This window comes from Amycolatopsis sp. NBC_00348 (genome assembly GCF_036114655.1).
Lineage (GTDB): Bacteria > Actinomycetota > Actinomycetes > Mycobacteriales > Pseudonocardiaceae > Amycolatopsis.
In genome coordinates this window covers 3,181,916-3,208,043 of record NZ_CP107994.1, presented here as the reverse complement: position 1 = coordinate 3,208,043, position 26,128 = coordinate 3,181,916, and the positions used below count along the sequence as shown (strand labels likewise).

1 protein-coding gene (only partly in view) is annotated in these 26,128 nt (G+C 74.8%); it reads left to right on the top strand.

What is annotated here, in order from left to right; translation table 11 throughout:
• On the top strand, positions 1-26,116 hold the 3' portion of the coding sequence (locus OHS58_RS13520; RefSeq protein WP_328648441.1) for a type I polyketide synthase. The gene continues 1,091 nt to the left of window position 1, outside the view; the window shows 26,116 of its 27,207 coding nt (coding positions 1,092-27,207); its start codon lies off the left edge, out of view; its stop codon occupies positions 26,114-26,116.
• The last annotated feature ends 12 nt before the right edge of the window (positions 26,117-26,128 follow it).

Below are 26,128 nucleotides of genomic sequence, written 5' to 3'. Positions count from 1 at the left end.
GATCAAGTCCAACATCAGCCACACCCAGGCCGCCGCCGGCGTCGCCGGTGTGATCAAGATGGTCCTGGCCATGCGCCACGGCGTCGTCCCACCCACCCTGCACGTCGACGCGCCGTCGTCCCATGTGGACTGGCGCGCGGGCCGGGTCGACCTGGTCACCGAGGCCACCGAATGGCCGGAGACCGGCGAGCCCCGTCGCGCGGGTGTGTCGTCGTTCGGGCTCAGCGGCACCAACGCGCACGCGATCATCGAGCAGGCCCCGGCCGAGGACGCCGAGCCGCGTCACGTCGTCGAGCGGCCGGTGCCTTTCCTGGTTTCCGGCAAGACCGACGAGGCACTGCGCGAGCAGGCCGGACGTCTCGCGCGGCAGCTGGCGGACGGCGACGCGCCGCTCGCCGACGTCGCGTTCTCCCTGGCCACCGCGCGGACGCCGTTCGAGCGTCGTGCTGCCGTCGTCGGCACTGACCGCGATGCCGTGGCGGACGCCTTGCGTGCACTCGCCGCGGGGGAGTCCGCGGTTGTCGGCTCGCCGCGTGCGCGGGCCAAGACCGCGTTCCTGTTCACCGGCCAGGGTTCGCAGCACCTGGGCATGGGGCGCGAGCTGTACGCCGCGCACCCGGCGTTCGCCGCCGCGTTCGACGAGGTCCTGGAGCGGCTCGAGCCCGGACTCCGGGACGTCGTCTGGGGCACCAGTGCCGACGCTGCCGACACACTTGCCGACACCGGCTGGGCGCAGCCGGCGATCTTCGCCGTCGAGGTCGCGCTGTTCCGCCTGCTGGAGTCGTGGGGGGTCCGCGCCGATCTGCTCGCCGGGCACTCGGCGGGCGAGATCGCCGCCGCCCACTGCGCGGGCGTGCTGTCGCTCGACGACGCCTGTGCCCTGGTGTCCGCGCGCGCCCGGCTGATGCGGGACCTGCCCGCCGGCGGCGCGATGGTCGCCGTCCGGGCCACCGAAGACGAAGTCCGCGCCGAGCTGGTCGACGGCGTGGGTATCGCCGCCGTCAACGGCCCTCGCGCGGTGGTGTTGTCCGGTACCGAAGACGCCGTGCTGGCCGTCGCTTCCCGCTTCGAGCGGACGACGCGGCTGCGCGCGTCCCACGCGTTCCACTCGCACCTGATGGACCCGATGCTGCCCGCGTTCCGCGAGGTCGTCGCCGGACTGACGTTCGCCGAGCCCACGCGTGCGCTGGTCGTCGCCGGTGAGGTGACCGACCCGGAGTACTGGGTGCGCCACGTCCGCGAGACCGTCCGCTTCGGCGACGTCCTCGCCCGCCTCGCCGAGGCCGGGGCCAACCGGTTCGTCGAGGTCGGGCCGGAAGCCGCGCTGACGCCGCTGGTCGACGTCCCGGACGCGCTCGCCGTGCCGGTGCTGCGCAAGGACCGCGACGAGCACACCTCCGCCGCCGAGGCGCTCGCCCGGCTGCACGGCGACGGCGTCACGATCGACTGGGCCGCGTTCTTCGCCGGGACCGGTGCCGCGTGGACCGAGCTGCCCACCTACGCCTTCCAGCGCCTGCGGTACTGGCCGCGTGACACCGGCCGCGGCCGCGGCGACCTGCGGTCCGCGGGCCTGCGCAGCGTCGACCACCCGCTGCTCGGCACCGCCGTCGAGGTCGCCGACGCCCGCGGCCTGCTGCTGACCGGCCGGCTGTCGGCCGGCACGCACGCCTGGCTGGCCGACCACCGCGTCGGCGGCGCGGTCGTCGTACCCGGCACGGCGCTGCTGGAACTGGCCGTCCGCGCCGGTGCCGAGACCGGCTGCCCGGACGTCGAGGAGCTGACCCTCACCCGGCCGCTGGTGCTGGGCACGGACGAGCGCGTCGTCGTCCAGGTGTGGGTCGGGGCCCCGGACGACGACGGCCGCCGCGCGGTGGCCGTCCACTCACGCCCGGACGGCGAAGTCAGCGGCAACTGGACGTCCCACGCGGTCGGCCGGCTGACCGCCGTCACCCGGGAAATCGTGATCCCGGAGGCCGTCTGGCCGCCCGCGGACGCCACCCCCGTCGAGCTGGCCGGGTTCTACGACGGCATCGACGACGGCCGGGAGTACGGCCCGGCGTTCCGCGGCCTGCGTGCCGCCTGGCGTCGCGGCGACGACGTCTTCGCCGAGGTCGCGCTGCCCGACGACGTCGACGCCGAGACATTCGACCTGCACCCCGCGCTGTTCGACGCGGCCCTGCACGCCACGGCGTTCCTCGCCGGTGACGGCGGCCTGCCGTTCTCGTGGCGGGACGTCGCCGTGCGCGCGGTCGGCGCGACGGTGCTGCGGGCCGAGCTGCGCAAGACCGGTGACGACTCGCTGTCGCTGGTCCTGTCGACGCCCGAAGGCGACCTGGTCGCGGTGGCCGGCGGACTGTCCGTGCGGCCGATCGCCGCCGAATCCTTCGCCGCCGGCACCGGCGGCGGCCTGTACCGGGTCGACTGGACCGAGCCGGTCACCGGGATCACCGACCCGGCCGACGTCGACGTCGTCACCCTCGACGTCCCGGCGGGGGAGACCCCGGCAGCGGCACGCGACCTCGCCGCGCACGCCCTCGGCCTGCTGCAGGCGCGCGTCGAAGCGACCGACGACCGGCGGCTGGCCCTGGTCATCCCGGCCGGGGTGCCCGCCGCGGCGACCGTGCGCGGGCTCGTCCTGGCCGCGCAGCAGGAACACCCCGGCCGGTTCGTCCTGATCGAAACCGACGAGCAGCCGGCGTCCGCCGACGCCGTCACGACCGCGCTGTCGACCGGCGAGCCGCGCGCCCTGATCCGCGCCGGGCGCGTGCTCGTGCCCCGGCTGGTGCGGGCCGTGCCCGCCGACTCGCGCGGCTGGGACGCCGGCGGCACCGTCCTGATCACCGGCGGCACCGGGGGACTGGGCCGGATCATCGCCCGGCACCTCGTGCGCGAGCACGGCGTCCGGCACCTGGTCCTCGCGAGCCGCCGTGGCGTCGCGCCCGACGACCTCCTCACCGAGCTGGCCGGTCAGGGCGCCGACGTCAGTGTCGTCGCCTGCGACGCGAGCGACCGCACCGCGCTGGCCGCGCTGCTCGCGGACATCCCGGCGGCCCACCCGCTGACCGCCGTCGTGCACGCGGCGGGCGTCCTCGACGACGGCCTGCTCGGCACCCTGGACGCGGCGAAGCTCGCCACCGTGCTGGCGCCTAAGGCCGACGCGGCCTGGAACCTGCACGAGCTGACCCGCGACCAGGACCTGACCGCGTTCGTCCTGTTCTCCTCCCTGGCCGGCACGCTCGGCGCCGCCGGGCAGGCCAACTACGCCGCCGGCAACGCTTTCCTCGACACGCTCGCCCAGGTGCGCCGCGACGCCGGGCTGCCCGCGGTGTCCCTCGCCTGGGGGCCGTGGGCCGGTGAAGCGGGCATGGCCGGCGACGGCACCCTGCGCCGGTTCGCCCGGATGGGCATCCCCGCGCTCACCGAGGCCGAAGGTGTCGCGCTCTTCGACGCCGCGTTGGCCGCGGATGAGCCCGTCGTCGTCCCGGTCCGCTTCGACCTGCCGGTGCTGAGCGCCCGGCCGGAGCCGCCCGCCGTGCTGCGGTCGCTCGTCGGCGGCAGCCGCCGGGCCGTGCGGACCGCCGGTGGGGCCGGCCGGCTGGCGCACCAGCTGTCCACATTGGACGACGCCGCCCGCGCGGCGCGGGTCGCCGACCTGGTCCGCCGCGAAGTCGCCGGGGTGCTCGGACACGCCGGGGCCGCGGCCGTCGACCCGGAGCGCTCGTTCTCCGAACTCGGGTTCGACTCCCTCACCGCGGTCGAGCTGCGCAACCGCCTCGACGCCGCGACCGGGCTGCGCCTGCCCGCCACGACGGCGTTCGACCACCCGACACCGGCCGCGCTGGCCGCCCACATCCTGGCGGAGCTGCTGGGCGACGACGCTCGCGGCCCGGTCGTCACCCGGACTGTCGCGGCCGACGACGACCCGATCGCCATCGTCGGCATGAGCTGCCGCTTCCCCGGCGGGATCGCCTCGCCGGAAGACCTCTGGGCGGCGGTGGCCGAGGGCCGCGACACGACGTCGACGTTCCCGGTCAACCGCGGCTGGGACCTGGGCGCGCTGTACGACCCGGACCCCGACCACAAGGGCACCTCCTACACCCGCGAAGGCGGCTTCCTGCACAACGCCGGCGAGTTCGACCCGGCGTTCTTCGGGATGAGCCCGCGCGAAGCCGAAGCCACCGACCCCCAGCAGCGGCTGCTCCTCGAGGTCTCGTGGGAGGCGATCGAGCGCGCCGGGATCGACCCGCGACGCCTGCGCGGCAGCTCCACCGGCGTGTTCGCCGGCGTGATGTACAACGACTACGGCCTCGTCATGGCCGGCGGCGACTTCGAAGGCTTCCAGGGCAGCGGCACGGCGTCGAGCGTCGTCTCCGGCCGCGTCGCCTACTCGCTCGGCCTCGAAGGCCCGGCCGTCACCATCGACACGGCGTGTTCGTCGTCGCTCGTGGCGATGCACTGGGCGATGCAAGCCCTGCGATCCGGCGACTGCACGCTGGCCCTGGCCGGCGGCGTCACCGTGATGTCCACCCCGAACTCGTTCGTCGAGTTCTCCCGCCAGCGCGGCCTGTCTCCCGACGGCCGCTGCAAGTCCTATTCGGACGAAGCCGACGGCGTCGGCTGGTCCGAGGGCGCGGGCGTGCTCGTGCTCGAACGCCTCTCGGACGCCCGCCGTCACGGCCACCGTGTGCTGGGCCTGGTCCGCGGCTCCGCCGTCAACCAGGACGGCGCGTCCAACGGCCTCACCGCGCCGAACGGCCCGTCGCAGCAGCGCGTGATCCGCGCCGCGCTGGCCGGCGCCGGACTGTCCACTTCGGACGTCGACGTCGTCGAGGGCCACGGCACCGGCACGACGCTGGGCGACCCGATCGAGGCGCAGGCGCTGCTCGCGACCTACGGCCAGGACCGGGAAACCCCGCTGCTGCTGGGTTCGGTGAAGTCGAACATCGGCCACACGCAGGCCGCCGCGGGTGTCGCCGGCGTCATCAAGCTGATCATGGCGATGCGGCACGGCACCGTGCCCCGGTCACTGCACGCGGCCGCGCCGTCATCCCATGTGGACTGGACCGCGGGCGCGGTCTCGCTGCTCGCCGAGCCGTCGCCGTGGCCAGAGACCGGGCGCGCCCGGCGTGGTGCGGTGTCGTCGTTCGGCATCAGCGGGACCAACGCGCACGTCGTCCTCGAAGCGGCTCCTTTCGTCGAGGCCTCGCTGGTCGTTACCCCCGTGGACGCCGTGGCCGCGCCGCTGCTGCTGTCCGCTCGGACCGCCGGTGGGCTGCGTGAGCAGGCCGCGAACCTGGCCGGCGTCGACGCCGGTCGGCTGGACCTCGCGTGGTCCCTGGCGACCACGCGCACCGCGTTCGAGCACCGGGCCGTGGTCCTCGGCGACGACGTCTCGTCGTCGCTGGCCGCACTCGCCGCCGGGAACTCGGCGTCCGGGCTGGTCACCGGTACCACCGCGGCCGGTGGGCTCGCGTTCGTCTTCCCGGGTCAGGGCGCCCAGCGACTGGGCATGGGGCGTGAGCTGGCGGCGCGGTTCCCCGTGTTCGCCGACGTCTTCACCGACGTCCTCGACCGGTGCGAGCCGGGCCTGCGGGACGTGGTGTGGGGCGACGACCCGGCCGCGCTGGAGCGGACCGGGACCGCGCAGCCCGCGCTGTTCGCCTTCGGCGTGGCGGCGTTCCGGCTGCTGGAGTCGTGGGGCGTCCGCCCGGACCTGGTGGGGGGCCACTCGATCGGCGAGATCGCGGCCGCGCACGTCTCGGGTGTGCTGTCGCTGGACGACGCGTGCGCGCTGGTGTCCGCGCGGGCCCGGCTGATGCAGGCCCTGCCCGCCGGCGGGGCGATGGTGTCGGTGCAGGCGTCCGAAGAGGACGTTCGCGCAGGCCTGACCGACGGCGTCGACATCGCGGCGGTCAACGGCTCGGACTCGGTGGTGCTCTCGGGCGTCGAGGACGCCGTGCTGGGCGTCGCCGCGCGCTTCGAGCGGACGAAGCGGCTGCAGGTGTCGCACGCGTTCCACTCGCACCTGATGGACCCGATGCTGGCGGAGTTCGGCGAGGTCGTGCGGGGGCTGGACTTCGCCGAGCCGTCGCTGACGTTCGTCGCCCAGGGCGACGTCCGGTCGCCGGGCTACTGGGTCGAGCACGTGCGCGCGACGGTCCGGTTCGCCGAGACGATCTCGCGTTCGGACGCCGTCACGTTCCTGGAACTCGGGCCGGGCGCGGTGCTGTCGGCCATGATCGACCAGCCGGGTGCGATCCCGTTGCTGCGCAAGGACCGTCCGGAGGTGGAGTCCGCCGTCACGGCCCTGGCGGTGCTGCACACGCGCGGCTGCACGGTGGACTGGCCGGCCTACCTCGGCCGCGCGGGCGCGCCGGTCGAGCTGCCGACGTACCCGTTCCAGCGTGAGCACTACTGGGCTGCCGCCACTCCGGCGCGGCCGGTGGCCGCCACCGCGGACGGCCCCCTGTGGGAAGCGATCGGCCGCGGCGACCCGACGGAGCTGGCCGGCCTGCTCGACCTCGGCGACGACCAGCAGGAGTCCCTGACCACGCTGCTCCCGGCCCTGTCGGGCTGGCGCGACCGCCGGGCGGCGGAGGAGAAGGCGAAGTCCTGGCGCTACCGCGCGGAGTGGCACCCGTTCCGCACCGCGGAGAACCCTTCCCTGCCGGGAACGTGGCTGCTGGTGACGTCGACCGCCGACGAAGGCACGGAGATCGCCACAGCGCTGACGGCTCACGGCGCGACGATCAAGCGCATCACACTCTCGACTCTCGACGCCGCCGAGGCCCCGAAGTCCGTGAATGCCACATCCACGGACACTAGGTCCCTCAATGTGCCATTCACGGCCGCTGAGTCCGTCGATGCCACATTCACGGACACTAGGTCCCTCGATGTGGCATTCACGGACCTGGCCGATCGGGCGCAGCTGGCCGCGGCGCTGGCTGCGGCCGGGCCGGTCGACGGTGTCCTGCACCTGCCCGCCGCCGGGGATGGCGGGCTGCGGGAGCTGCTCACCCTCGTCCAGGCTCTCGGCGACGCCGACCTCGGCCTTCGCCTGTGGACCCTCACCTCCGGTGCCGTCGTCACCGCGGGCGAAGGGGCGCCCGATCCCGTCGCCGCGCGGGTGTGGGGGCTCGGCCGGACCGCCGCGCTCGAACTGCCCGCGCTGTGGGGCGGGCTGATCGACCTGCCCGCCACCCTCGACCCCGCCGCCGGGCGACGGCTCGCCGCCGTCCTCGCCGGATCCGGTGGCGAAGACCAGGTCGCCATCCGGGCCCAGGGGGCCTTCGGCCGCCGGGTCGGGCGGTACCTGCCCGCCGAGCCCACCGGACGCTTCCGCGCTTCCGGGACCGTGCTCGTCACGGGCGGCACCGGTGCGCTCGGCGCGTCCGTCGCGCGGTGGCTCGCCGCCGCCGGAGCCGAGCACCTGGTGCTCGTCAGCCGTCGCGGCCCGGAAGCACCCGGCGCGACCGAACTCGAAGCCGAACTCACCGAGGCCGGCGCCCGGGTGACGATCGCCGCCTGCGACATCGCCGATCGCGCCGCCGTCGAGGAGCTGCTCGACGGCCTGCAGCTGACCGGGGTCGTGCACACCGCGGGCATCGCGCAGGCGATGGACCCGATCCACGGCGCCGACTTCGCCGAGTACACCCGCGTCATGGCTGCCAAGACCGAGGGCGCCGCGCACCTCGACGTCCTCCTCGCCGGGCACGACCTCGACTTCTTCCTGCTCTTCGGTTCCGTCGCCGGGGTCTGGGGCAGTGGCGGCCAGGCCGCCTACGCCGCCGGCAACGCCTACCTCGACGCGCTCGCCGAGGCCCGCCGGGCCCGCGGCCGCAAGGCGACGTCGATCGCCTGGGGTGCCTGGGCCGAGGAAGGCATGGCCACCGACGAGCACGTCGCCGGCCAGCTGAGCCGCCGCGGCCTCGGGTTCCTGCCGACCGCGCCCGCGCTCGCCGAGCTGGAACGCGCCCTGCTGCGCGACGACACGGCCGTCGTCGTCGCCGACATCACCTGGGACACCTTCCTGCCGGTGTTCACCGCCACCCGCGCCACCCGGCTGTTCGACGAACTCGTCGAGAGCAAGCCCGAGCCCGTCGCGGCCACCGCCGTGACCGCCTTCGCCGCGCGCTTCGCCGGGATGTCCGAGGCCGAACGCGACCGCGCGCTGCTGGACCTGGTACGCGTCGAAGCCGCCGAAGTACTGGGCCACGTGACGGCCGACGCCGTCGACGAGGACCGCGCGTTCCGCGACCTCGGCTTCGACTCGCTGACCGCCGTCGAGTTCCGCCGCCGTCTCGTCGACGCCACCGGTCTGTCCCTGCCCGCGACGCTGGTCTTCGACTACCCGACCCCGCTCGCGCTCGTCGCGTTCCTGCGCGAGGAGATCGACGGCCCGGCCGTCGGCGACGTCGTCGTCACGCCGGGTGCCGTCGACGAGCCCATCGCCATCGTCGGCATGGGCTGCCGCTTCCCGGGCGGCGTCGGCTCGCCGGAAGACCTGTGGAACGTCGTCGCCGGCGGTGTGGACGCGATCTCGTCGTTCCCCGCCGACCGCGGCTGGGACATCGCGGGGCTGTTCGACCCGGACCCCGACCGCGGCGGCAAGACGTACTCGACGCTCGGCGGCTTCCTGGAAGACGCCGCCGAGTTCGACGCCGGGTTCTTCGGGATCTCGCCGCGTGAAGCCATGTCCATGGACCCGCAGCAGCGGTTCCTGCTCGAAGTCTCTTGGGAGGCCTTGGAACGCGCCGGCGTCGACCCCGCTTCGGTGCGGGGGAGCCGGACCGGCGTCTTCATCGGCTCCAGCTTCCAGGACTACGGCACCTCGACCGGCGAAGGCTCCGAGGGCCACCTCGTCACCGGCACCATCCCGAGTGTCCTTTCCGGACGGTTGTCGTACCTGTTCGGCTTCGAAGGCCCGTCGGTCACCGTCGACACGGCGTGTTCGTCGTCGATCGTCGCGCTGCACCTGGCCTGCCAGTCGCTGCGCGCCGGGGAAAGCTCCCTCGCCCTGGCCGGCGGGGCCACGATCATGGCGTCCCCCGACCCGTTCGTCGCGTTCAGCCGCCAGCGCGCGCTGGCCGCCGACGGCCGCTGCAAGGCGTTCTCCGAAGCCGGCGACGGCATGAGCCTCGCCGAAGGCGTCGGCATCCTCGTGCTGGAACGGCTGTCCGACGCCCGCCGCCACGGCCACCAGGTCCTCGCCGTCGTGCGCGGCACCGCGGTCAACTCCGACGGCGCGTCCAACGGCCTCACCGCGCCCAACGGCCCCTCGCAGCAGCGCGTCATCCGCCAGGCCCTGGCCAACGCCGGGCTCGACGCCGCCGAGGTCGACGCGCTCGACGCGCACGGCACCGGCACCGCGCTCGGCGACCCGATCGAGGTCCAGGCGCTGCAGGCCACCTACGGCCGCGACCGCGAGCGGCCGCTGCTGATCGGCTCGGTGAAGTCCAACATCGGGCACACGCAGTCCGCCGCCGGCGTGGCCAGCCTGATCAAGATGGTGCACGCCATGCGCCACGGCGTGCTGCCGCGCACCCTGCACGTCGACCAGCCGTCCACGAAGATCGACTGGTCGGCCGGCGCGGTCCAGCTGCTGCACGAGCAGGCCGAGTGGCCGGAGACCGGACGTCCGCGCCGGGCCGGCGTCTCGTCGTTCGGCATCAGCGGCACCAACGCCCACGCGATCATCGAAGCCCCCGCACCGGAAGACGTCCCGGCCGCGCCCGAAGCTTCGTCCGGACCGGTCGTCTGGCCGCTGTCCGCCCGCACCGCGCCCGCCCTGCAGGCCCAGGCGTTGCGGTTGCTGCACCACCTCGACGAGCACCCCGCGACGCGGCCGGTCGACGTCGGCTGGTCCCTCTCCGGCACGCGGTCGGTGTTCGAGCAGCGCGCGGTCGTCGTCGGCGAAGACCCGCTGGACCTGCGCCGCGGCCTCGCCGCCCTCGCCGGGAACGCCGCCGACGCCGCGCTCGTGCGCGGGGTCGCCAAGCGCACCGCCGCACCCGTGTTCGTCTTCCCCGGCCAGGACTCGCAGTGGCCGGGCATGGCCCGCGAGCTGCTGGCGTCGTCGCCGGTGTTCGCCGGCCGGATGGCCGAGTGCGCCGCCGCGCTCGCGGAGTTCACCGACTGGTCGCTGCCGGACGTGCTGCGCGACGACGAAGCCCTGGAACGGGTCGACGTGATCCAGCCGGTGCTGTGGGCCGTGATGGTGTCGCTCGCGAGCCTGTGGAGCGCGCACAGCGTCGAGCCGGTTGCCGTGATCGGGCACTCCCAGGGCGAGATCGCCGCGGCCTGCGTGGCCGGGGCGTTGACGCTGCAGGACGGCGCCCGGATCGTGGCGCTACGGTCGAGGCTGATCGCCGAGCGGCTGTCCGGCCGTGGGGCGATGTTGTCGGTCGTTGCGGCCGCGGACGACGTCCGCGAGCTGATCGCCGATCTGGCCGACCGGATCGCCGTCGCGGCGGTCAACGGGCCGCGGTCGGTCACCGTGTCCGGCGACCCGGACGCCCTGGCCGTGCTGGAACGGCGGCTCGCCAAGGCGGGGATGATGCGCTGGCGGCTGGACGGCGTCGACTTCGCCGCGCACTCGCCGCAGGTCGACGAGATCGCCGGCGAACTCGCCGAGCTGCTCGCACCGGTGGCCCCGCGCGAGACCGGCGTCCGGTTCTACTCGACGGTGACCGGCGGGCTCGTCGAGCCGACGGAGCTGACCGGCGACTACTGGTGCCGCAACCTGCGGGGGACCGTCGAGTTCGGCGCCGCGCTGTCCGCGGCGGTCGCCGACGGCCACCCGGTGTTCGTCGAGTCGAGCCCGCACCCGGTGTTCAGCATGGCCATCGGCGAACTGGCCGAGGCGGCCGGCGTGCCGGTCGCGGCGCTGGGCACCCTGCGTCGTGACGACGGCGGAGCCGACCGGTTCCTGAAGTCCCTGGCCGAGGCGCACACCCGCGGGGTGGCGGTCGACTGGGCGGACACCCTGACCGGCGGCCGCCGCGCCGACCTGCCCACCTACGCGTTCCAGCACGAGCACTACTGGGCCATCGAAGAAGCGGCGTCGGCGGTGGCGGGCGCCCCGGCCGACGACGAGCTGTGGCAGGCGGTGGGCCGCGCCGACACGGGTGAGCTGACCCGCCTGCTGGACCTGGACGAGCACCAGCGAGGTGCCCTGGACGACCTGCTGCCGTCCCTGTCGGCCTGGCACGCCCGCCGCGACGAGGAGTCCACTGTGGACGCCTGGCGCTACCGCGTCGCCTGGCGCCCGACCCGCCCGGCCGGCGGCACCCTGTCCGGCACCTGGCTGGTCCTCGGCGACGACGCGGATGGCGAGGTCGCCGAGGTCCTGCGCAGCCACGGCGCCGAGGTGCGCCCGATCGTTCTCGCCGACGACTCCGATCGTGAGGCGTTGACGACCGCGCTCGGGGACACCGATGGCGTGACCGGCATCGTCTCGCTGCTTGCCGCCGATCACGCTCCGACCGTGTACCCCGGCCTCGACCGCGGGTTGCTGCGGACCCTCTCCCTCGTCCAGGCCGTTGCCGAGACCGATCCCGCCATCCCGATCTGGGCGTTGACCCGCGGGGCCGTCTCCACCGGGCCCGCCGATCCCGTCCGCGACCCCGCCCAAGCGCAGGTGCACGGTCTCGGCTGGTCCGCCGCTCTCGAGCACCCCGGGCACTGGGCCGGGCTCATCGATCTCCCCGAAACCCTCGACGCCGCGGCTGCCCGGCGGCTTGCCGCGGTGCTGGCCGGGTCCGGTGATGAGGACCAGTTGGCCGTCCGGGCGTCCGGCGTGTTCGCGCGCCGGATCGTGCCCGCTCCCGTGGCCGGGCGTCGTCCCGAACGGACCTGGCGCGCCCACGGCACCGCCATCGTCACCGGCGGCACCGGCACCCTCGGCCCGCACCTCGCCCGCTGGCTCGCCGGTGAGGGCGTCGAGCACGTCGTGCTGACCGGCCGCCGTGGTCTCGACGCGCCTGGTGCCGAGGCTCTCCAAGCCGAACTCGCGTCGGCCGAAGTGGTCGCTCTCGACGTCACCGATCGCGACGCCGTCGCCGCGCTCATCACCCGGCTCAAGGGCGAAGGCCGCCGCATCACCACCGTGGTGCACACCGCCGCGCACATCGCGCTCGCGCCGCTGACCGGCACCGACCCCACCGCCTTCGCCGAGGTTCTCGACGCCAAGGTCACCGGTGCGGCCAACCTCGACGCCGTTCTCGACGACCTGCTCGACGAGGGCGAACTCGAGCACTTCGTGATGTACTCCTCGACCGCCGGCGTCTGGGGCAGTGGTGACCACGGCGCCTACTCCGCGGCCAACGCCTACCTCGGCGCGCTCGCCGAGCAGCGGCGTGCCCGCGGTGTCCCGGCGACGACGATCGCCTGGGGCATCTGGGCCGACGACCGCGAGCTGGGCCGGGTCGACCCGGGCCGGATCCTGCGCAGTGGCCTGCAGTTCATGGAACCGCGCCTCGCGCTCGCCGGGCTGAAGCGCGCCCTCGAGGACGACGAGACGTCGCTGATGATCGCCGACCTCGACTGGGAGCGGTACTACCCGGTCTTCACGTCGGTGCGGCCCAGCCCGCTGTTCGCCGAGCTGCCCGCGGTCCGCAAGCTCGCCGAGGCCGCCCCGGAGACGGCCGACGTCGCCGCGTTCGCCGGCCGGGTTCGCGCCCTGCCCGCCGCAGCCGGACGACGGCTCGTCGTCGACCTCGTCCGCGCCGAAGCCGCGACCGTCCTCGGCCACGCCGGTGGGGACGCCGTCGAGGCCGACCGTGCCTTCCGCGACCTCGGCTTCGACTCGCTCACCGCTGTCGACCTGCGCAACCGCCTCGAGGTCGTGACCGGGCTGAGCCTGCCCAGCACCGTCGTGTTCGACTACCCGAACGCCGACGCGCTCGCCGGGTTCATCCTGTCCACTCTGGACGGATCGGACACCGCCGAGACCGTCGTCACGCGGGCGATGACCGACGAGCCGATCGCCATCGTCGGCATGAGCTGCCGCTTCCCCGGTGGCGTCGCGTCGCCGGAAGCGTTGTGGGACCTCGTGCTCGGCGGCGGGGACGCGATCTCGTCGTTCCCGGCCGATCGCGGCTGGGACGCGGCCGGGCTGTTCGACCCTGACCCGGACCGCAGCGGCAAGACCTACTCGACGCTCGGCGGCTTCCTCGAAGGTGCCGCGGACTTCGACGCCGGCTTCTTCGGGATCTCGCCCCGCGAGGCGCTCTCGATGGACCCGCAGCAGCGGCTCCTGCTGGAAGTGTCCTGGGAGGCCCTCGAACGCGCCGGCGTCGACCCGGCGACCGTGCGGGGCAGCCGCACCGGCGTCTTCATCGGCTCCAGCTACCAGGACTACGGCTCGACCGTGCTCAACGCGGCCGAGGGTTCCGAAGGCCACATGATCACCGGCTCGGTGTCGAGTGTCCTTTCCGGACGGGTCGCCTACCTGTTCGGTCTCGAAGGCCCGGCCGTCACGCTCGACACGGCTTGCTCGTCGTCGCTGGTCGCGCTGCACCTGGCCTGCCAGTCCCTGCGCAACGGCGAGAGCACGATGGCGCTCGCCGGCGGCGTCACCGTGATGGCGACGCCCGCGCCGTGGATCGGCTTCAGCCGCCAGCGCGCGATGGCCCCCGACGGCCGCTGCAAGGCCTACTCCGACGAGGCCGACGGCATGAGCCTCGCCGAGGGCATCGGCCTGGTCCTCGTCGAACGCTTGTCCGACGCGCAGCGCAACGGCCACGAGATCCTGGCCGTCGTCCGCGGCTCGGCGATGAACTCCGACGGCGCGTCCAACGGCATGACCGCGCCGAACGGGCCGTCCCAGCAGCGCGTGATCAAGCAGGCGCTGGCCAACTCGGGACTGGCTGCTTCGGACGTCGACGTCATCGAGGGTCACGGCACGGGCACCGCGCTCGGCGACCCGATCGAGGTCCAGGCGTTGCAGGCCACCTACGGCCGCGAGCGCGAACGGCCGCTGCTGCTCGGCTCGGTGAAGTCCAACATCGGCCACACGCAGATGGCGTCCGGCATCGCCGGCGTCCTCAAGATGGTCATGGCGATGCGCCACGGCGTCCTGCCGAAGACACTGCACGCCGCGACGCCGTCGTCGCACATCGACTGGTCGAGCGGGACGATCTCGCTCCTCGACGAGCAGACCGACTGGCCCGAGACCGGTGCGCCGCGACGCGCCGCCGTCTCGTCGTTCGGCCTGAGCGGCACCAACGTCCACACCGTGCTGGAACAGGCGCCCGCCGCCGAACTCGAGGAAGCCGAGGCCGAGCCCAAGACCGTCGGGACCGTCCCGCTGGTCGTGTCGGCCCGGACGCCGGAAGCCCTGCGCGCCCAGGCGGCCCGGCTGCGCACCTGGCTGGCCGACCAGCCCGAGCCCGCGCTCGCCGACCTCGGCTTCTCGCTCGCGACGGCCCGGGCCGACCTGAGCCACCGCGCGGTCGTCCTGGCCGCCACGCACGACGACGTCCTCGACGGGCTCGCCGCCGTCGCCGCCGATGAGCCCGCGGCGTCCGTGCTGCGCGGCACCACCGGTGGCCCCGGCACGGCGTTCCTGTTCACCGGCCAGGGCAGCCAGCGCCCGGGCGCCGGGCGTGAGCTGGCCGAGCGGTTCCCCGTCTTCGCCGAGGCCCTCGACGAGGTCGTCTCCCACCTGGACGCCGGTCTCGAGCACCCGTTGCACGGCCTGCTGTTCGCCGAGCCGGGCACGCCGGAAGCCGCGCTGCTCGACGAAACCCGCTACGCCCAGCCCGCGTTGTTCGCGATCGAGGTCGCGCTCTTCCGGCTCCTGGAGTCGTGGGGCGTGCGGCCCGACCACGTCGCCGGCCACTCGGTCGGCGAGATCGCCGCGGCGCACGTCGCCGGGGTGTTCTCCCTGGCCGACGCCGCCACGCTGGTGCTCGCCCGCGGCCGCCTGATGCAGGCGCTGCCGTCCGGGGGCGCCATGGTGGCGATCCGCGAGTCCGAGGCGGACGTGCGGGCGCTGCTGCCCGACGGCGTCGACATCGCCGCGGTCAACGGGCCGCGGGCAACCGTCGTCGCGGGTCCCGAGGACGCCGTCCTCGCGTTCGCCGAGCAGTTCCCGAAGACCCGTCGCCTCACCGTGTCCCACGCCTTCCACTCGGCGGCGATGGACCCGATGCTGGACGAGCTCCGCGCGGCCGTCGCCGGGCTGACCTACTCCGCACCGGACCTGTCGCTCGTCTCCGGCATCACCGGCGGCTTCGGCGACGCGGACCTGGTGTCCACTCCGGACTACTGGGTGCGGCACGCCCGCGAGGCCGTCCGCTTCGGTGACACGATCACCGCGTTGCACGACGCCGGCGTCACCGCGTACGTCGAACTCGGGCCCGACGGCGTGTTGTCGGCGATGGTCGGCGAGACCGTCACCGACACCGGCGTCGCCGTGCGGCCCGTGCTGCGGCGGGACCGGTCGGAAGGGGAGACCGTCGCGGCGTTGCTCGGCGAGCTGCACGCGCACGGCGTCCGCCCCGACTGGGCCGCCTTCTACGCCGGCACCGGCGCCCGCCGGATCGACCTGCCCACCTACGCGTTCCAGCGCGCCCGCTACTGGCCGGAGCCCGCTCCGGCGGAGTCCGCGGCCGAAGCCGACACGGGCTTCTGGACGGCTCTCGAAGCCGCCGACGTCACCTCGCTGTCCACCACGCTCGACGTCGACCGCGACGCGCTCGGCACCGTGCTGCCCGCGCTCACCGCGTGGCGGCGCCAGGTCCGGACGGAGTCCGAGGCCGACGCGTGGCGCTACCGCGTCGTCTGGACGCCGGTCCGTACCGAGGCCGCGACCCCGCGTCGCGTGCTGGTCGTCGTGCCCGCCGAACCCGGCGCGTGGGCCGAGTCGGTCCTGTCCGCTGTGGACGGTGTCCGGTTCGAGGTCGGCGCCGAAGACCGCGAGACCCTGGCCGCACGACTGTCCGAAGTAGACGCAGACGTCGTGCTCTCCCTGCTGGGAGAAACCGACCGCGCCCTCACCGTGGCGCAGGCGCTCGGTGACGCCGGAGTCGCCGCGCCGCTGTGGTGGGCGACCCGTGGCGCCGTCAGCGTCGGTGCCGCCGACCCCGCGGCGGACCCGCGGGGTGCGGCCCTGTGGGGCCTCGGCCGGGTGCTGGGGCTGGAGCAGCCGCAGCGCTGGGGCGGGCTCGTCGACCTGCCCGAGACCCTCGACACCCGCGCGGTCAACCGGCTCTTCGCCGTCCTGGCCGGGATCGGCGACGAGGACCAGGTCGCCGTCCGGCCGTCCGGGGTCTTCGCCCGCCGCCTCGCCACAGCCCCCATGACGACCGTCGAGGCCTACACCCCGCGCGGCACCGTCCTGATCACCGGCGGCACCGGCGGGCTCGGCGCGGAAGTCGCGCGCCGCTTCGCCACGGCCGGCGCGGACCACCTGGTGCTCGTCAGCCGCAGCGGCCCGGACGCGCCCGGCGCGGCCGACCTCGAAGCCGAACTCACCGCAGCCGGAGCGCGCGTGACGATCGCGGCCTGCGACGTCGCCGACCGCGACGCGCTGGCCGCGCTGATCGCGTCGCTCCCGACGGTCAACGCCGTTGTGCACACCGCCGGTGTCGTCGACGACGGCACCACGGATTCCCTGACCCCGGACCAGTTCGCGACCGTCTTCGGCCCGAAGTGCACCGGTGCCGAGAACCTCGACGAACTGACCGAGAACCTCGACGCGTTCGTACTGTTCTCCTCGACCGCGGGCACGTTCGGCGCGGCCGGGCAGGGCAACTACGCCGCCGCCAACGCCTACCTCGACGCCCTCGCCGCCCGCCGCCGGGCCGCGGGCCAGGCCGCGACGTCGATCGCCTGGGGTCCCTGGGCGGGCGCCGGCATGCTCGGCGGGGACGCCGGGGTGCAGGACCGCGTCGGCCGCGGCGGGCTCGCCCTGCTGCCGCCGGACCGTGCGATCGCGGCGATGCGCCGCGCGATCGGCGCCGGCGACGCCGAAGTGCTCGTCGCCGACATCGACTTCACCCGCTTCATCCCGGCGTTCAGCATCGGCCGGCCGTTCCCGCTGCTGGCCGACCTGCCCGCGGCGAAGGCCGTCCTCAGCCAGGCCCGCGAGGCGGGGGAGCGCGGCGACCTGCGCACCACCCTGGCCGGGCTGCCCGACGCCGACCGCGAGAAGCACCTGCTGAGCCTGCTGCGCACCCAGGTCGCGATGGTGCTCGGGCACTCCGACGCCGGGGCCGTCGCGCCGGACGCCGCGTTCGCCGACCTCGGCTTCGACTCGCTCACCGCGGTCGAACTCCGCAACGGCATCGGCGCGGCGACCGCGCTCGCGTTGCCGTCGTCGCTGGTCTTCGACCACCCGACGCCGCGCGCGCTGACCGCGTTCCTGCTCGGCGAACTGGTCGGCACCACCGAACTCACCACGACCACGGCGGCCACCCGGGCCGACGCGACCGACCCGGTCGTCATCGTCGGCATCGGCTGCCGCTTCCCCGGCGGCGTCACCTCGCCGCGCACCTTCTGGGACCTCCTGGACGGCGGCGGTGACGCGATCGGGCCGTTCCCGACCGACCGCGGCTGGGACCTCTCGACGATCAGCGCCGGCCAGGCCGGGTTCCTGCCCGACGCCGGGCACTTCGACGCCGGGTTCTTCGGCATCTCGCCGCGCGAGGCGCTCGCGATGGACCCGCAGCAGCGGCTGCTGCTGGAGACGTCGTGGGAGTCCCTGGAGCACGCCGGGATCGACCCGGCGACGCTGCGCGGCTCCGACACCGGCGTGTTCGTCGGCACCAACGGCCAGGACTACACCGGCCTGCTGCTCACCTCCGGCGCGGACGTCGCCGGGCACATGGCCACCGGCACGACGGCGAGCGTGCTGTCCGGCCGGCTGTCCTACACCCTCGGCCTGGAAGGCCCGGCCGTCACGGTCGACACGGCCTGCTCGTCGTCGCTGGTCGCGCTGCACTGGGCGGCCCAGTCGCTCGCCTCGGGCGAGTGCTCGCTGGCCCTGGTCGGCGGCGTCACGGTGATGACCAGCCCGTTCTCCTTCGTCGAGTTCGACGCCCAGGGCGGCCTCGCCGCCGACGGCCGCTGCAAGGCCTTCTCCGACGACGCCGACGGCACCACCTGGTCCGAAGGCGCGGGTGTGCTGGTCGTCGAGCGGCTGTCCGACGCGCGCCGCCTCGGCCACGACGTCCTCGCCGTGGTGCGGGGCTCGGCGATGAACCAGGACGGCGCGTCCAACGGCCTCACCGCCCCGAACGGCCCGTCGCAGCAACGCGTGATCCGCCAGGCCCTGGCCAATGCGGGACTGTCCACTGAGGACGTCGACGTCGTCGAAGCGCACGGCACCGGCACCACCCTCGGTGACCCGATCGAAGCCCAGGCCTTGCTGGCCACCTACGGCCGCGAGCGCGAAGAGCCGCTGCTGCTCGGTTCCGTGAAGTCGAACCTGGGTCACACCCAGGCCGCCGCCGGTGCCGCCGGCGTCATCAAGATGGTGCTGGCCCTGGGGCGCGGCACGGTCCCGAAGACGCTGCACGTCGGCGAGCCGTCGTCCCACGTGGACTGGACGGCCGGTGCGGTCCGGCTCGTCACCGAGGCGACCGCGTGGCCCGAGACCGGCCGCCCGCGTCGCGCCGCCGTGTCGTCGTTCGGTGTCAGCGGCACCAACGCCCACGTGATCCTGGAGGCGCCGCCCGCTCGCGAGGACGTCACCGGCACTCGCCCGGCGGTCGTGCCGTGGCCGGTGTCGGCGCGTTCGGCGGCCGCGCTCGACGCGCAGCTCGCCTTGCTGGCCGACGTCGAGACCGACGCCCTGGACGCCGGGTTCACCCTGGCCACCGGACGCGCCGCGCTCGACCACCGGGCCGTGCTCGCCGACGGCCGGGTCGTCGCGCGGGGTGTGGCCCGCGAGCGCGCGAGTGCGTTCCTGTTCTCCGGCCAGGGCGCCCAGCGCCTCGGCATGGGCCGCGAGCTGTACGACCGGTTCCCGGTGTTCGCCGAGGCGTGGGACGAGGTCTGCGCCCACTTCGACGCCGGGCTGCCCGGGTCGCTGCGTGACGTCGCCTGGGGCGACGACGCGGCCGAGCTGAACCACACCGGCTGGGCCCAGCCCGCGTTGTTCGCGGTCGAGGTCGCCCTGTTCCGGCTCCTGGAGTCGTGGGGCATCCGCCCCGACTTCGTCGCCGGGCACTCGATCGGCGAGATCGCCGCCGCGCACGTCGCCAGTGTGCTGTCCCTGGACGACGCCTGCACGCTCGTCGCGGCTCGCGGCCGGCTCATGCAGGCGCTGCCGACGGGCGGCGCGATGGTCGCCGTCCGCGCGGCCGAAGCGGACGTCCGGCTCACCGACGGCGTCGACCTCGCCGCCGTCAACGGGCCCGAGTCGGTCGTGCTGTCCGGCGTCGAGGACGCCGTGCTCGCCGTCGCGGCGAACTTCGAGAGCAGCAAACGGCTTTCGGTCTCGCACGCCTTCCACTCGCACCTGATGGAACCGATGCTCGACGAGTTCCGCACGGTCGTCGCGGGCCTGCGGTTCGCGGCGCCGTCGATCCCGGTCGTGACGTCCGGTGACGTGACGTCGCCGGAGTACTGGGTGCGGCACGTGCGTGACACCGTCCGGTTCGGCGACACCCTGGACCGGCTCGCGGAGTCGGACGTCTCGCTGTACGTCGAGATCGGGCCGGACGCCGTCCTGACGCCGCTCGTCGCCGAGGCGGACGACCGCGTCGTCGTGCCGGTGCTCCGCCGCGGGAAGTCCGAAGAGGACAGTGCGGCGGCCGCGCTCGGCACGCTGTTCACCGCCGGGGCCGACCCGGATTGGACCGCCTGGTTCGCGGGCACCGCCGCGCGACGCACCGAACTGCCGACGTACGCCTTCCAGCGCCGTCGTTACTGGCCCGACGCGCCCGCCACGGCCGTGGCCGGGACCGCCGTCGACGCCGAGTTCTGGGCGTCGGTCGACCGCGCCGACGGCGCCGAGCTGGCGACCGCCCTGGACGTCGACCCGGCCGCGCTCACCGCCGTACTGCCCGCCTTGGCCGAGTGGCGCCGCAAGCGCGACGCCGAATCCGCCGCCGACGACCTGCGCTACCGGATCACCTGGCAGCCCGTCACCGTCGGCGCGGCGGACGCCGCCGACGTCGCGGTGATCAGCGGTCCGGACACCGAATGGGCCGAAACCCTCGCCGACGCGCTCGGCGCCGACCTCCACGGCCCGGACGCCGACCTGACCCAGGCGCGAGCCACGAGGATCGTCTCGCTGCTCGACACCGTGGCCGACACCCGCGCGCTGCTGGCCGCGCTCGACGACGCCGGCCTCGACGCGCCGGTGTGGTGCGTGACCCGGGGCGCGGTCGCCGTGACCCCGGCCGAGCGGATCGCGTCGCCGGAAACGGCCGCGCTGTGGGGCTTCGGCCGCGTCGCCGCGCTGCACGACCCGGTGCGCTGGGGCGGGCTCGTCGACGTCCCCGCCGAGCTGGACGCGCGGACCGCGGCCCGGCTGGCCGGCGTGCTCGCCGGCGACGAGGACCAGGTCGCCGTCCGGGCGGCCGGGGCCTACGGCCGCCGCCTGACCCGCGCCGGCGCGCCCGGCGAGCGCTGGGAGCCGTTCGGCACCGTGCTCGTCACCGGCGACGGCCCGGCCGCCGCGATCGCGGACCGGCTCGCCGAGCGCGACGGCGTCCACGTCGTCCGCGGCGCGACGGCCGACCCCGACACGTTGCGCGACCTGCTGGCGCAGTTCCCGCCCGACGCCGTCATCCACGGCGAAGGTCTCGCGGGTGCCCGGCACCTCGCGGACCTGCTGGACAGCAAGGAACTCGACGCGTTCGTGCTGCTCACCTCGATCGCCGGGGTGTGGGGCGTGCGCGGCCGCGGTGACGAAGCCGCCGAGGCCGCCGCGCTCGAAGCGTTCGCCCGGCAGCGCCGGGACCGCGGCGAGAAGGCGGCGGTCGTCGCGTTCTCGGCGTGGGAAGGCGCCGACGAGGACCTCGACCACCTGCGTGACAGCGGCTTGCCCGCGCTCGACCCGGCGACTGCCGTCACGGCGCTCACGACGGCCGTGCGCGCCGACGACGTCACCACCGTCGTGGCCGACGTCCGGTGGGAGCGGTTCGGCCCGGCGTTCACCGCGCGGCGCCCGAGCCCGCTGCTGGCGCAGCTGCACAGCCCGGCCGAGGCCGGCGAGCGGACCCACGGCCTGCGCGACCGGCTGCTCGCCCAGTCGGCGGGCGACCGGGCCGACGTCGTGCTGGACGTGGTGAAGACGGCCGTCGCCGAGGTGCTGCGGCACCCGGACACGACCGAGATCGACACCGACCGCGCGTTCTCCGCGCTGGGCTTCGACTCGCTCACCGCGATGGACCTCCGCAACGCGCTGAGCACCGAGACCGGCCTGCGGCTCCCGGCGACGCTGGTCTTCGACCGGCCGACCCCGCGCGAGCTGGCCGCGTTCCTGCTCGGCGAGCTGATCGGCGAGGCCGAAGTGACGGAGGTGAGCGTGGCCGCGCCGGTCGCGGGCGACCCGATCGTCATCGTCGGCATGAGCTGCCGCTACCCCGGCGGGATCGGCTCGCCGGAAGAGCTCTGGCGGGCGATCGTCGACGAGCGTGACGTCGTCGGCGGCTTCCCGGCCGACCGCGGCTGGGACCTGGCCACCCTGACCGGCGACGGCCCGGGCAGCAGCGCCGCCAAGGAAGGCGGCTTCCTGCACGACGCGGCCGAGTTCGACCCCGGCTTCTTCGGGATCGCGCCGCGCGAGGCCATCGTGATGGACCCGCAGCAGCGGTTCGTCCTCGAAGTGGCGTGGGAGGCCTTCGAACGCTCCGGCGTCGACGCGACGGCCCTGCGCGGCGGCGACACCGGCGTCTACATCGGCGGCGGCTCCGGCGACTACCGGCCGCCGACCGACACCGCGGGCCACCAGTCCACGGCCCAGGCCGGCAGCCTGCTGTCCGGCCGCGTCTCCTACACCTTCGGGCTGGAAGGCCCGTCGGTCACCGTCGACACCGCGTGCTCGTCTTCGCTGGTCGCGATGCACCTCGCCGCGCAGGCGCTGCGGGCGGGGGAGTGCTCGCTCGCCGTCGCCGGCGGCGTGATGATCATGTCCAGCCCGGCCGGGTTCGTCGAGTTCGGCGAGATGGGCGCGTTGTCGGCCGACGGGCGCTGCAAGGCGTTCGCCGACGCCGCCGACGGCACGGGCTGGTCCGAGGGTGTCGGGATGATCGTGCTGGAACGCGAATCCGACGCACGGCGCAACGGGCACACGATCCTCGCCGTCGTGCGCGGTTCGGCCGTCAACTCCGACGGCGCGTCCAACGGCCTCACCGCCCCCAGCGGCCCGGCCCAGCAACGCGTGATCACCCGCGCCCTGGCCGTTTCCGGGCTCACGGCGTCCGAAGTGGACGCCGTGGAGGCGCACGGCACCGGGACCAAGCTCGGCGACCCGATCGAAGCGCAGGCCCTGCTGGCCACCTACGGCCGCGAGCGGGACCGGCCGCTGCTGCTCGGCTCGGTGAAGTCCAACATCGGCCACACCCAGGCCGCCGCCGGCGCCGCCGCGGTGATCAAGATGGTGCTCGCCATGCGGCACGGGCTGCTGCCCAGGACCCTGCACGTCGACCGGCCCTCGGAGCACGTCGACTGGTCGGCGGGCACGGTCTCGCTGCTGGCCGAGAGCACGCCGTGGCCGGCCACCGGCCGCCCGCGCCGCGCGGCGGTGTCGGCTTTTGGCGCCAGCGGCACCAACGCGCACCTCATCCTCGAACAGGCCCCGCCGACGCCGGCGCGGGAGCCCGCCGAAGCCGTGGCCGTGCCGGTCAAGCTGTCGGCGCGGACGCCCGAGGGCCTGCGGGCCCAGGCCCGCGCGCTGCGGGACCACCTCGCCGCGCGCCCGGAGCTGGCACTGCCCGACGTCGCGTACTCCGCGGCGACCACCCGCGCGTGGCTCGAGTCGCGGGCCACCGTGGTGGCCGAGGACCGCGAGGAGCTGCTGACCGGGCTCGCCGCGATCACCGCCGGGACGACGTCGCCGCTGGTGCTCACGGGCCCGCAGACGGGCGGGAAGCTCGCGTTCCTGTTCTCCGGGCAGGGCTCCCAGCGTCCCGGCATGGGCCGCGACCTCTACACGCGGTTCCCGGTGTTCGCCGAGGCGCTCGACGCCGTGTTCGCGCACCTGGACCTCGAACTGCCCGGTTCGCTGCGCGACGCGATGTTCGGCGACGACGCCGACCTGCTGGCCGAGACCCGGTGGGCCCAGCCCGCGGTGTTCGCGCTGGAAGTGGCGCTGTTCCGGCTCGTCGAGTCGTGGGGCGTGCGGCCCGACTACCTCGTCGGGCACTCGATCGGCGAGTTCGCCGCCGCGCACGTCGCCGGGGTGCTGTCCCTGGCCGACGCCTGCACGCTGATCGCCGCCCGCGGCCGGCTCATGCAGGAGCTGCCGCGCGGGGCGATGGTGTCGCTGCAGACCACCGAGGGCGAAGCCGAGCGCCTCGTCGCCGGGTACGCCGGGCGACTGTCGATCGCGGCGGTCAACGGGACCGACGCGGTGGTCGTCTCCGGCGACCAGGACGCCGTGGCCGAAGTGGCCGGGATCGTCGCGGCGGCGGGCGGAAAGACTAGACATTTGCGGGTCAGCCATGCGTTTCACTCGTCCCACATGGACGCGATGATGGACGACTTCGGGCGGGTCGCCGCGGGGGTGGTGTACGCCCCCGCGGTGCTCCCGATCGTGTCCACGGTGACGGCCTCCCCGGCCGGGCCGGAGATCCAGGACGCGCAGTACTGGGTGGATCACGCCCGCCGTCCGGTGCTCTTCACCGGCGCCGTCTCCGCCCTCGGCGCTCTCGGCGTCACCAAGTACCTCGAGCTCGGGCCGGACAGCACCCTCGCGGCGCTGACCCGCTCGTTCGCCGGCGAGGCCGCGACGGTCACCGCCGCCCTGCGCAAGGGCCGCTCGGACGAGTCGTCCGTGGTCGCCGCGCTGGCCCGCCTCGACGTCGCCGGCACCCCGGTCCGCTGGGCGGACTTCTTCGCCGGCACCGGCGCGCGGCCGGTCGACCTGCCCACCTACCGGTTCCAGCACGAACGCTTCTGGCCGGACCAGGCGCAGGTCACCGCCGGTACCAGCGAGGACCTGTGGGCGGAGCTGGACGCCGAGTCCCTGGCCGATCTCGGTGTCGACCGCGCCGCGCTCGACGCCGTCCTGCCCGCGTTGCTGGACCTCAAGCACCGCCGGGCCACCCAGTCCACTGTGGACGACCTGCGCTACCGGATCGCCTGGAAGCCGCTCGGCGGCTCCCTCGGCGTCGTCCCGGACGGCACCTGGCTGGTCCTCGTGCCCGCCGGGTGCACCGACGACGCCTGGGCCGCCGGTGTGGTCAAGGCCCTCGGGGCCGAGCGCATGGACGTCACCGGCACCGACCGCGCGGCGCTGACCGCCGCGCTCAGCGGGTTCGACGACGTCGCCGGCGTCGTTTCCCTGCTGGGCCTCGACGAATCCTCGCCGACGGCGGGGGTCGCGGCGACCACCGCGCTGCTGCAGGCCCTCGCCGGGACCGGCAGCACCGCACCGCTGTGGTGCCTGACCCGCGGCGCCGTCACCGCGATCCCGTCCGACCGGCTCACCTCGCCGGCGCAGGCCGCGCTCTGGGGCCTCGGCCGGGTGGCCGCGCTCGAACAGCCGGGCCGCTGGGGCGGCCTGATCGACCTGCCGGGCGAGCTCGACGATCACGCGGTCGCACGGCTCGGCGGCATCCTCGCCGGCGGTGAGGACCAGGTCGCGGTCCGGGCCGCGGGCGTGTTCGCCCGTCGGCTCGTCCGGACGCCGTCCGGTGCGGCCCCGAAGGCCTGGCGCCCGCACGGCACTGTCGTCGTCACCGGCGGCACCGGTGCGCTGGGCCGGCGGCTGGCCCGCTGGCTGCTCGACGAAGGCGCGGCCAAGGTCGTGCTGACCGGCCGCCGTGGCCCGGACACCCCCGACGCCGCGGAACTGCTGGCCGAGCTGGGCGAGCGCGCGTCGATCGTGGCGTGCGACCTGACCGACGCGGCCGCCGTGCGCACCCTGCTGACCGACGTCCCGGCGGACGCGCCCCTGTCCGCCGTGGTCCACGCGGCGGGCGTGCTCGACGACGGTGTCCTCGAAAGCTACGACGCCGACCGGTTCGACGCCGTCTTCGCGGCGAAGGCCGACTCGGCGCGGGTGCTCGACCAGGTCACCCGCGAACTCGAACTCGACCTCGACGTCTTCGCGTTGTTCTCCTCGGCGTCCAGCTCGGTCGGCAACGCCGGGCAGGCCAACTACGCCGCGGCGAACGCCGTGCTCGACGCGATCGCCGAACACCGGACCCGCGCCGGGCTGCCGGGCACGTCGATCGCCTGGGGCGCTTGGCAGGCCGGCATGGCCGAGACGGCCGACGCCGCCGCCCGGGCCAAGCGCACGGGGACCCGGCCGGTGCCGGTGGACCTCGCGCTCACCACGTTCGCGCAGGTCGTGCTCGCGAGCGACGCCACCCCGGTGGTCGCCGACATCGACCACGCCACGTTCCTGCGCACGTTCACCGCGGCCCGCCCGAGCCCGCTGCTGACCGACCTGCCCGAGTACCACCGGCTCACCGCCGAGGCACCGGTCGACGTCTCCGGGGCCCTGCGGGACAAGCTGGCGAAGCTGCCCGCTTCGGACCGCGAGAAGGCCGCGCTGGACGTCGTCCGCACCCAGGTCGCCGCGGTGCTCGGCTTCGCCGGGCCGCACGCGGTCGACCCGGAACGGCCGTTCTCCGGGCTGGGCTTCGACTCGCTCAGCGCGATCGAGCTGCGCAACCAGCTCGCGGCGGCGACCGGCCTGGAACTGCCGGCGACGCTGGTGTTCGACCACCCGTCCCCGGCGGTGTTGGCGGCGGACCTGGTCCGCCGGCTGGTGCCGGCCACGGATTCCGACGACGACGCCGAACTGCGAGCCCTGCTCGCGACGGTACCCCTGGCCCGCCTGCGTGAGATCGGCGTGCTGGAACCCCTGCGGCGCCTGGCCGGGCAGGTCCCGGACCCGGTCGGCGGCACCGGGAAGGCGAGCGAAGACATCGACGGGATGTCGCTCGACGACCTGGTCCGCGCCGCGCTCGACGGTGAGGCCACCTGATCCCGATGAACC